Genomic DNA, 8,769 nt, shown 5'->3' with positions numbered 1-8,769 from the left:
CGTGGCCAGCTGGTGGCCAAGGGCGTCATGCCGCTGGAGGTGGGGCGCTGGGGCACGCTGGCCGTGCTGGGCGCCAGCTGCGTCAGCAAGGGTGCGCTGGCGTTCGCGGTCGGTGGGGTGCGCTACGGGGTGCTGGTGGCGCTGGGCCTGCTGGCCATGCTGACCGGGGGTGTGCTGGGCCTGTGGGCCAGCGGCGCGGGCGCCTAGGCCCTACCGTTGGTGGCTGGCACTGGCTCAGCCTTCCTCGCCGTCCGGGGACTGGCCGCGCAAGACCTTGTTGACCACGTCACCGCCAAAGCCGCGGCTGGCCAGAAAACGCATCTGCTTCAGGCGCTCCTGCGGCGTGGCCGCCACGGTGCCGAACTTGCGCTGCCAGACGTCCCAGGCGCGGGCGTGTTCCGTGTCCTTGAGCTGCTCGGCCGCCGCGCGCACGGTGGCATCGTCCAGGCCTTTGCTGCGCAGCTCGTGCAGCACGCGGGCATTGCCCAGCTTGCCGCTGCGCCGGTACAGCACGGACTGTGCCACGCGCTCGGGGCTGATGAAGCCCTTGGCCTCCAGCGCATCCAGCACGGCGGCCAGGTCGTCGCCGTCTTCCACGTGCGGAGCCAGCTTGCGTTCCAGCTCCAGGCGCGCGTGTTCGCGCTGGCCCAGCAGCTTGAGGGCGCGGCCGGTGAGCGAGAGTTTGTCGAATCCCATGGTGTGAAAGTCTCAAAAAATAGCTGCCAGCGCTTGATAGATCAGCGCTGGCAGCCATTTTTTTGACCTATGTGATCAGCCGATCACGCCGTCTTCATCGGCCACGGCCTTGTCGGCCTTCTTGCCCTTGGCGGGCTTGGCGGCGGCTTCGCCTTCGGCCACGGGGATCAGGCTGATGCCCAGGCTCTCGCGCACCTTGTTCTCGATTTCCACGGCCAGCGCGGGGTTTTCCTTCAGGAACTCGCGGGCGTTGTCACGGCCCTGGCCGATCTTCTCGCCGTTGTAGGCATACCAGGCACCGGACTTTTCCAGCAGCTTGGCTTCCACGGCCATGTCCAGGATCTCGCCCTCGCGGCTGATGCCTTCGCCGAACAGGATGTCAAACTCGGCCGTCTTGAACGGGGGCGACACCTTGTTCTTCACCACCTTGACCTTGGTCTCGTTGCCGATGGCGTTGTCGCCCTTCTTGATGGTGCCGGTGCGGCGGATGTCCAGGCGCACCGAGGCGTAGAACTTCAGCGCATTGCCGCCGGTGGTGGTTTCGGGCGAACCGAACATCACGCCGATCTTCATGCGGATCTGGTTGATGAAGATGACCGTGCAGTTGGTCTTCTTGATGGTGGCGGTCAGCTTGCGCAGCGCCTGGCTCATCAGGCGGGCCTGCAGGCCGGGCAACTGGTCGCCCATTTCGCCTTCGATTTCGGCCTTGGGCACCAGGGCGGCCACCGAGTCGACGACGATCAGGTCCACGGCGCCGGAGCGCACCAGACTGTCGACGATTTCCAGGGCCTGCTCACCGGTGTCGGGCTGGCTGATCAGCACCTCGTTCAGGTTCACGCCCAGCTTCTGGGCATAGCTGGTGTCCAGCGCGTGCTCGGCGTCGATGAAGGCGCAGGTGCCGCCCAGCTTCTGCATCTCGGCCACGACCTGCAGGGTCAGCGTGGTCTTGCCGGACGACTCGGGGCCGTAGATCTCGATCACACGACCGCGGGGCAGGCCGCCCACGCCCAGGGCCACGTCCAGGCCCAGCGAGCCGGTGGACACGACCTGGATGTCCTCCACGGCCTCGCCCTCGCCCAGCTTCATGATGGTGCCCTTGCCAAACTGCTTTTCGATCTGGGCCAGGGCGGCGGCCAGGGCCTTGGCTTTTTCGCTGTTGGCGTCGGTGTTGCGGGCGATGGCGTTCATGGCGGTTTCCTTGCAAAAAGACAGAGAGGGGTGGAAGTTAGCACCCCTGTGCATGTTCACAGGCTGGATGCTTGAACAGTAGTGTAGGTGCTTTCTGAAAAATATATAGTCAGGTTGTTTGACGTTTCTGGAAACTGACTATGTCGAAGAATGTGACTCCCTCGCTGCCCGATGAAGCCTGGCGCCACCTGCACCTGGGGCGCTTGCTGGGCCATGCCCAGCGCAGGTTCGATGCGCGCGTGCGCAGCCTGATGGCGCAGGACGACGAGACGCCGCTGGCCCTGTCCAACCTGGCGGCGCGCGACAAGGTGGGCGCGGCGCACATCCACATCACGCGGCACTTGTCGCTGCAGGGCGACCGCATCACCGACCTGGCCGAGCGCGCAGGCATGAGCAAGCAGGCCATGCTGGACCTGGTGGACCAGTGCGAGGCCTGGGGCCTGGTCACGCGCCAGGCCGATCCGCACGACCGCCGGGCCAAGCGTGTGGTCTACACCGAGGCCGGGCGCGAGTGGCACTGGGCCTTCCAGCGCGCCGTGCAGCAGGCCGAGGCCGAGTTCGTCGAGTCCGTCGGTCAGGAGGTGGCCACCGTGGTGCGCCTGGGGCTGGACGCCTATGGCAGCGAGGCCGGCGACCTGGCCTAGCGCGGGTGGCTTGACGTGGGTCAAGGTTGCCGCGCTGCTGCACTGCAGCACCCGCGTAAACACCTGTAGGGCGCTTGCAGTGCGGCTCCTAGAATGGCCCGATGGACGGCGCAGGGAGTGCCGTTGGAGACAAGGCAGGCACGACGCCGCAGCCCGTGGCAGCAGATCGCGGCGCGGCAAGGAGACGAAGCGATGCGCATCCTGATAGCAGAAGATGACCAAGTGCTGGCCGACGGCCTGCTGCGCAGCCTGCGCGGTGCCGGGGCGGTGGTGGACCACGTGGCCAGCGGGACCGAGGCGGACACGGCCCTGGTCACCAACCACCATTTTGATTTGCTGATCCTGGATCTGGGCCTGCCGCGCATGCACGGGCTGGAAGTGCTCAAGCGCATGCGCGGGCGCGGCGACGCGCTGCCGGTGCTGATCCTCACCGCTGCCGACAGCGTGGAAGAGCGCGTGCAGGGCCTGGACTTCGGGGCCGATGACTACATGGCCAAACCCTTCGCGCTGTCCGAGCTGGAAGCGCGCGTGCGCGCGCTGACGCGCCGTGGCATGGGCGGGGCCAGCAGCACCATCAAGCACGGGCCGCTGGTCTACGACCAGTCCGGGCGGGTGGCCACCATCGACGGCAAGATGGTGGAGCTGAGCGCGCGCGAGCTGGGCCTGCTGGAGGTGCTGCTGCAGCGCGCCGGGCGCCTGGTCAGTAAGGACCAGTTGGTCGAGCGCCTGTGCGAGTGGGGCGAGGAGGTGAGCAACAATGCCATCGAGGTCTACATCCACCGCCTGCGCAAGAAGATCGAACGCGGACCGATCCGCATCGCCACGGTGCGCGGCCTGGGCTATTGCCTGGAGAAAATCACCGAATAGTCGATAGCTGTCGGCGCTTGCTGCATCGGCGCTGGAGGCTGAAAACACCCACATTCCAGGTCGCAGCCCGTGAAAATCTTCCAGCGCGAGCAGCGCTCCCTGTTTGGTGAAATCCTGGACTGGATGCTCACCCCCTTGCTGCTGCTGTGGCCGGTGAGCCTGGTACTGACCTGGCTGGTGGCGCAGTCGCTGGCCAACAAGCCCTTCGACCGTGCGCTGGAGTACAACGTCCACGCCCTGGCCCAGCTGATCATGGTCGAGGACGACGGGCGCATCCAGTTCAACCTGCCGCTGCCGGCCACCGAAATCCTGCGCGCCGACGAGTCGGACATGGTGTTCTACCAGGTGCTGAACAACAAGGGCGAGCACCTGTCGGGCGACCGCGACTTTCCCGCTGCGCACCCGCGCTACGAGGTGCCGGCCGGCGAGGTCGTGCTGCGCGACGACGAGCTGCGCGGCGTGGACATCCGCGTGGCCGCCATGTGGGTGCGCCTGCCCCTGGTGGGCGACGATGAACTGGCCCTGGTGCAGGTGGCTGAGACCCGCGAAAAGCGCAGCGTGCTGGCGGCCGAAATCATCAAGGGCGTGATGCTGCCGCAGTTCGTCATCCTGCCGCTGGCCGTGCTGCTGGTGTGGCTGGCGTTGGCGCGCGGCATCAAGCCGCTGCACCGGCTGGAAGAGCGCATCCGGGCGCGCAAGCCCGAGGACCTGTCGCCGCTGAACCACCGTGGCGTGCCCATGGAGGTGGTGCCGCTGGTGGATGCGGTGAACGACCTGCTGCGCCGCCTCAACGAATCGCTGGCCACGCAAAAGCGCTTCCTGGCCGACGCGGCACACCAGCTCAAGACGCCGCTGGCCGGTCTGCGCATGCAGGCCGACCTGGCGCAACGCGATGGCAACAGCACCGAGGAGCTCAAGCGCTCGCTGGAGCAGATTGGCCGCTCCAGCATCCGCGCCACCCACACCGTGAACCAGTTGCTGTCGTTGGCGCGGGCCGAGGCCGCCGGGGCCGGCCTGCAGCGCGCGCCCTGCGACCTGGCGCAGCTGGTGATCGAGGTGGTGCAGGAGCTGCTGCCCCTGGCCATGGACCGGCATGTGGACATGGGTTACGAGGGCGCCGATCCGGGCAGTGCCGGCGTCTGGCTGCACGGCAATGCCACCTTGCTCAAGGAGCTGGTGCGCAACCTGCTGACGAATGCCATCCACTACAGCCCGTCCAGCGCCGAGCAGCCGGCGGTGGTGACGGCGCGCGTGCTGCCCGACCCGCTGGCGCGCATGGTGCTGCTGCAGGTGGAGGACACCGGCCCGGGCGTGCCGCCCGAGGAGCGCGAGCTGGTGTTCCAGCCGTTTTACCGCGCCCTGGGCACGGGCGCCGACGGCTCGGGCCTGGGCCTGCCCATCGTGCAGGAGATCGCCCGCCAGCATGGCGCCGAGGTGGTGCTGGACGATGCCCAGCCACAGCGCCAGCCGTGCGGCGCCTTGTTCAGCGTGCGCTTTCCGGCGTTGCGCAAAGCGCCTGTTTTCGAAGCAGAAAGCGATTGACCGGCAAGGGCCAGGCCCTGTTTTACGTGAAGTCCGAGCCGCTGCCGCGCAGCTTGGTGCGGCTTTTCTGCTGGGCGGCCAGGCTGGTGGTGGTCGGCTCCCTGTACGGGCGCGCCTGGGTCAGCAGCCAGTTGCGGAAGGCCACCAGCGGCGCGATGTTGGCGCGCGATTCGGGGTAGCACAGCCAGTAGCCCAGGTTACTGACCAGGCCGTGCTCGGGCAGGGGTTCGCTGACCAGGCCTGCGGCAATCTTGTCTTCCACCAGGCAGCGCGGCACCAGGGCCACGCCCATGCCGGCCATGACGGCCTGGATGATGGTCTGGAACTGGTCGAACTGCAGCCCGGCCAGCGGGTCCAGGTTCTCTACGTCCCAGGCGTGGGTCCAGGTCAGCCAGGCGTGCGGAATCGTCAGGTGGCGCAGGCGCGTGTACTGGGCCACGTCGTGCGGGCTGCGGATGGGCGGGCCGCCAAAGCTGGCCGGCGGCGCGATCAGGGCCACATCCTGGCCGTCGAGGTAGTGCGCACGGGCGCCAGGCCAGTGGCCTTCACCGAACAGGATGGAGCAGTCCAGGTTGGGGCTTTCCAGGTCGTAGCTGTAGGGCACGAAGTGCAGTGTCACCTGGGGGTACTGCTGCTGGAACTGCGGCAGGCGCGGGATCAGCCAGGTGGCGCCGAACGTGGGCAGGCTGGACAGGTGCAGGGCGCCACCGCCGTCGGTGCTGGTGATCAACTCCAGCGTGGCCGATTCCAGTTGCGACAGCAGCGCGCGCACGGCTTTTTCATAGCGCTCGCCCGCCGGCGTCAGCGTCAGGCGTTTGCGGCTGCGCTCGAACAGGTCCACGCCCACCCATTTCTCCAGCTCCTGGATCTGTTTGCTGACGGCGCTCTGCGTCAGGTGCAGGGCCTCGGCTGCGCGCGAGACGCCGCCGAACCGCGCGACCGTGGAGAAGGCACGCAGCAGGTGGATGGGGGGCGTGAGCCGGCGGAGGGGCAATAAGCTGGTGGACATGTGAATGCATTCCTTGTGGGAATAATAACAATAGGAGTATTTGTTTGGTCACAACCCGGATTTACCCTAACCTTATGTGCTGGTCTTATAGATAACCCGCTTTCTCGACATAGGAGCCCACACGATGCAACGTCGTCACTTCATCTCCGCTGTTGCCGCCGCTGCAGCAGTGTCTGTCTCCGGCATGGCTGTGGCCCAGGATACGCGCCCTCTGCGCATCATCGTGCCTTTCCCTGCCGGTGGCTCGACCGACATGGTGCCCCGTAACCTGCAGGACGTCCTGGGCAAGCTGCTGGGTCAGCCCGTGATCGTGGAAAACAAGGCCGGTGCCGGCGGCTCCATCGGCATGGCCGAAGTGGCCCGCGCCACCGACGGTCTGACTTTCGGCATCGCCACCCTGTCGACCCACGGCGTGAACCCCGCCGTCTACACCAAGCTGCCCTACAACGCGATCGAAGATTTCGTCGGCGTGACCGAGATCGTGAAGGCCCCGGGCGTCATCGTGATCAACCCCAAGCTGATTCCTGCCAAGAATTTTGCCGAACTGGTGGCCTACCTGAAGGCCAACCCTGGCAAGGTGAGCTACGCCACCCCCGGCAACGGCACCATCGGCCACATGTGGGGCGCGCAGTTCATCAAGGCCACGGGTGTGGACATGCTGCACATCCCCTACCGCGGTGCGGGCCCTGCCATCAACGACGTGCTGGGCGGCCAGGTGCCGGTGTACTTCGACCAGGTGGCATCGTCGCTGCCCCACATCCAGGGCGGCAAGCTGCGCGCGATCGCCGTGTCCTGGAACGAACGTCTGGCCGTGCTGCCCGATGTGCCCACCTACAAGGAAGCTGGTCACCCTGAGCTAAACGATCCTTCGTGGTTCGGTCTGGTCGCCCCCAAGAGCACCCCGGCCGAGACCGTGGCCCGCGTGCAGAAGGCCGTTGCCGAAGCCCTGAAGGACCCCGCTGTGAAGAAGCGCATGGATGCCCAGGGCATGTACATCTCGGGCACGTCCAGCGCCGATTTCACCAAGCAGATCGCCAGCGAAGTCGCCAAGATGAAGAGCGTGGCCGCCTCGGCCAACATCAGCGTGAACTGATCCGGTCCTCCCGGTCTCCCGCCCACCCGCAGTGCCCAGCGCCTGCGGGTTTTTTCATGCCCGGGGCAGCCGTGGGGCATGGCACGCAGCTTGCATACCAGTCGACCTCCAAGGCGCGCGTCGCGCCGGTTTTGATGGTTTGAAAGGTCTGTCTGATGCAACGACGCACATGGTTTGCTTCCCTCTCCGCCGCGGTGCTGGCCGCCAGCCTGCCCCTGGGCGCGACCGCCCAGGAATCGAGCGCGCTGCGCATTGTGGTGCCCTTCCCACCGGGCGGGGCCACCGACATGGTGCCGCGCAACATGCAGGATGTACTGTCCCGCCTGCTGGGCCAGCCCGTGGTGATTGAAAACAAGGCCGGTGCCGGCGGCTCCATCGGCATGACCGAGGTGGCGCGCGCCACCGATGGCCTGACCTTCGGCGTGGCCACCCTGTCCACGCACGGGGTGAATCCCGCCGTCTACAAGAAGCTGCCCTACGACGCGGTCAAGGACTTCGTCGGGGTGACGGAAGTGGTCAAGGCGCCGGGCGTCATCGTGATCAACCCGTCCATCATTCCGGTCAAGAACTTTGCCGAGCTGGTGGCCTACCTCAAGGCCCACCCCGGCAAGGTCAGCTATGCCACCCCGGGCAACGGCACCATCGGTCACATGTGGGGCGCGCAGTTCATCAAATCCACCGGCGTGGACATGGTCCACATCCCCTACCGTGGGGCCGGTCCGGCGGTCAATGACGTGCTGGGCGGCCAGGTGCCGGTGTACTTCGACCAGGTGGCGTCCTCGCTGCCCCACGTCAAGGCGGGCAAGTTGCGCGCGATCGCCGTGTCCTGGAACGAACGCCTGGCGGTGCTGCCCGATGTGCCCACCTACAAGGAGGTCGGCCACCCCGAGCTGAACGATCCTTCGTGGTTCGGTCTGGTTGCGCCCAAGAGCACGCCGCCCGAGCAGGTGGCCCGCGTGCAGAAGGCCGTGGCCGAGGCCCTGAAGGACCCCGCCGTGAAGCAACGCATGGATGCCCAGGGCCTGTTCGTGTCCGGCACCTCCAGTGCCGATTTCACCAAGCAGATCGCCAGCGAAGTCGCCAAGATGAAGGGCGTGGCGGCGGCCGCGGGCATCAGCATCGACTGAGCGCATACCGCGCCCAACTCACCACCACACGGCCCCGGCAACGGGGCCGTTTTTTGTAGCGCAGAGACCTGTGGCGGGCGCTCAGTCGCCGCAGGGGCGCAGCGGCTTGGCCGCGAAGGCCGGGCGCAAGGCCTGCAGGCTGCTGCGTTGCGCGGGCGTCAGCTGGGCCAGGCGCAGGGTGTACAGCGTCTGTGCGGCGCGCTCCTGCACCACGCGGGCGCCACGCACGCCCTGGTTCAGCATGTTGGTCAGCTCGCGCGTGGCGGCTTCCTCGGTCGAGAAGCGGCCCAGGGACAGGCCGGGCTCCAGGCTGCCGCCCGCCCGGTCAAAACCGATCTTGCGCGCGCGCAACTCGGCCCGGCGCTTTTCCAGCGCCGTCTCGTTGGCGAACTTGCCGACGTAGACCATCCAGCGCCCCGCCACGGCGCTGGTCTGCCATTCCCAGCTGCTGGCGGGCAGCTCGCTCTGGCGCAGGGCCTGGCGCAGCCGGTTGGCCTGGGCTTCGTCCATGCTCTCGGTCTGCAGGCAGACCAGGGGTTCGGGCGCCGCGGCCGCTGCGGCCACGGGCGCGGTGGGGGCCGGCAGCGCCACGTCGGGCGCAGG

9 protein-coding genes and 1 pseudogene are annotated in these 8,769 nt (G+C 67.2%); 6 read left to right on the top strand and 4 right to left on the bottom strand.

Annotated features, from left to right (window positions below):
* A pseudogene (locus tag SJH88_RS17465) lies at window positions 1–207 on the top strand (hypothetical protein); the annotation flags it as partial.
* Between the two features lie 27 nt (window positions 208–234).
* Here SJH88_RS17465 and recX read toward each other — a convergent pair.
* Together recX and recA are read right to left on the bottom strand one after the other, a co-directional pair.
* The gene (recX, locus tag SJH88_RS17460) at window positions 235–696 is read right to left on the bottom strand and encodes a recombination regulator RecX (RefSeq protein ID WP_042415975.1); all 462 of its coding nucleotides are present in this window, start codon (window positions 694–696) and stop codon (window positions 235–237) included.
* A 75-nt stretch (window positions 697–771) separates the two neighbouring features.
* Window positions 772–1,884 carry a recombinase RecA gene (recA, locus tag SJH88_RS17455; protein ID WP_042415972.1) on the bottom strand — a complete coding sequence of 371 codons (1,113 nt, stop codon included), beginning with the start codon at window positions 1,882–1,884 and terminating at the stop codon, window positions 772–774.
* Between the two features lie 140 nt (window positions 1,885–2,024).
* Between recA and SJH88_RS17450 the strand changes: the two genes are divergently transcribed.
* The 3 genes from SJH88_RS17450 (at window position 2,025) to SJH88_RS17440 (ending at window position 4,937) form a co-directional block, all read left to right on the top strand.
* Window positions 2,025–2,528: a MarR family winged helix-turn-helix transcriptional regulator gene (locus tag SJH88_RS17450; protein ID WP_260674440.1), complete on the top strand. Its 504-nt coding sequence runs from the start codon at window positions 2,025–2,027 to the stop codon at window positions 2,526–2,528.
* Between the two features lie 192 nt (window positions 2,529–2,720).
* Entirely contained in the window at window positions 2,721–3,395 is a 675-nt protein-coding gene (locus SJH88_RS17445) for a response regulator (RefSeq protein WP_042415966.1), read from the top strand.
* Between the two features lie 69 nt (window positions 3,396–3,464).
* Window positions 3,465–4,937, top strand: a complete 1,473-nt coding sequence (locus SJH88_RS17440; protein WP_260674439.1) for a sensor histidine kinase N-terminal domain-containing protein — start codon at window positions 3,465–3,467, stop codon at window positions 4,935–4,937.
* 22 nt (window positions 4,938–4,959) lie between these two features.
* Here SJH88_RS17440 and SJH88_RS17435 read toward each other — a convergent pair whose 3' ends face one another.
* The gene (locus SJH88_RS17435) at window positions 4,960–5,931 is read right to left on the bottom strand and encodes a LysR substrate-binding domain-containing protein (protein WP_260675651.1); all 972 of its coding nucleotides are present in this window, start codon (window positions 5,929–5,931) and stop codon (window positions 4,960–4,962) included.
* 139 nt (window positions 5,932–6,070) lie between these two features.
* Here SJH88_RS17435 and SJH88_RS17430 point away from each other — a divergent pair, with 139 nt between their 5' ends.
* Window positions 6,071–7,039 carry a tripartite tricarboxylate transporter substrate binding protein BugE gene (locus tag SJH88_RS17430; RefSeq protein ID WP_042415960.1) on the top strand — a complete coding sequence of 323 codons (969 nt, stop codon included), beginning with the start codon at window positions 6,071–6,073 and terminating at the stop codon, window positions 7,037–7,039.
* A 155-nt stretch (window positions 7,040–7,194) separates the two neighbouring features.
* The gene (locus tag SJH88_RS17425; protein ID WP_274755218.1) at window positions 7,195–8,166 is read left to right on the top strand and encodes a tripartite tricarboxylate transporter substrate binding protein BugE; all 972 of its coding nucleotides are present in this window, start codon (window positions 7,195–7,197) and stop codon (window positions 8,164–8,166) included.
* Between the two features lie 81 nt (window positions 8,167–8,247).
* Here SJH88_RS17425 and SJH88_RS17420 read toward each other — a convergent pair.
* A partial coding sequence (locus SJH88_RS17420) for an SPOR domain-containing protein (protein ID WP_274755217.1) occupies window positions 8,248–8,769 on the bottom strand: 522 nt, incomplete at its 5' end.

This window comes from Comamonas sp. GCA5 (assembly GCF_036541385.1).
Lineage (GTDB): Bacteria > Pseudomonadota > Gammaproteobacteria > Burkholderiales > Burkholderiaceae_C > Comamonas > Comamonas aquatica.
This window is presented reverse-complemented; position numbering and strand designations above follow the sequence as displayed.

What these genes read in the sequence shown, in the direction of transcription:
- recX (WP_042415975.1), bottom strand. Translation starts at nt 696, where the DNA reads ATGGGATTCGACAAACTCTCGCTCACCGGCCGCGCCCTCAAGCTGCTG.
- recA (WP_042415972.1), bottom strand. Translation starts at nt 1,884, where the DNA reads ATGAACGCCATCGCCCGCAACACCGACGCCAACAGCGAAAAAGCCAAG.
- SJH88_RS17450 (WP_260674440.1), top strand. Translation starts at nt 2,025, where the DNA reads ATGTCGAAGAATGTGACTCCCTCGCTGCCCGATGAAGCCTGGCGCCAC.
- SJH88_RS17445 (WP_042415966.1), top strand. Translation starts at nt 2,721, where the DNA reads ATGCGCATCCTGATAGCAGAAGATGACCAAGTGCTGGCCGACGGCCTG.
- SJH88_RS17430 (WP_042415960.1), top strand. Translation starts at nt 6,071, where the DNA reads ATGCAACGTCGTCACTTCATCTCCGCTGTTGCCGCCGCTGCAGCAGTG.
- SJH88_RS17425 (WP_274755218.1), top strand. Translation starts at nt 7,195, where the DNA reads ATGCAACGACGCACATGGTTTGCTTCCCTCTCCGCCGCGGTGCTGGCC.